Annotated in this window: 1 protein-coding gene; it reads left to right on the top strand. The window is 56.9% G+C overall.

The window, feature by feature from the left end; translation table 11 throughout:
* Positions 1-165 precede the first annotated feature (165 nt).
* On the top strand, positions 166-524 hold a 359-nt coding region (locus PG883_RS23795), incomplete at its 3' end, for an integrase arm-type DNA-binding domain-containing protein (RefSeq protein WP_270808526.1).

Raw genomic sequence — 524 nt, 5'->3', positions numbered from 1 at the left:
AGGAACGAGAAAGACCAGAAACCCGCATAGCATAAGGCTTTGCGGGTTTTTTGTTGTCCGAGATAGTCCAAGGAAGTCGCCTAGAGCCAGCTCAAAGAGTAACATGTGCGGTAACAAGGTTCTGGTAACACCGTTTTGGGTGTTACTGCTGGAGGGGGTAACACCATGAGCAAGGACAAGCTGACCGACTCAAAGTTGAGGACAGCCAAGCCCGAGGGGAAGGAATACAACTTGGGGGATGGTGATGGCCTCTACCTGAGGGTTAAAACGAACGGGGGCAAGCTGTGGCTGTTCAACTACTACCGCCCTGGTGACAAGAGGCGGGCCAACCTCAGTTTCGGCCCCTACCCTGACGTTACCCTCTCCGCCGCCCGAGAACGACGGCGACAAGCCCGCGCCCTGCTGGCCGAAGGTATTGATCCCCAACTCCACCAGCAAGAACAGGTCGCCATTGCCCAAGCCAAGCAAGAGGCCAGCGCCAACACCTTTGAGCGCATGGCCGCCAAGTGGCTGGAGCTGAAACG

Source organism: Aeromonas sp. QDB25, from assembly GCF_027707725.1.
Classification (GTDB): domain Bacteria; phylum Pseudomonadota; class Gammaproteobacteria; order Enterobacterales; family Aeromonadaceae; genus Aeromonas; species Aeromonas caviae.
This window is presented reverse-complemented; position numbering and strand designations above follow the sequence as displayed.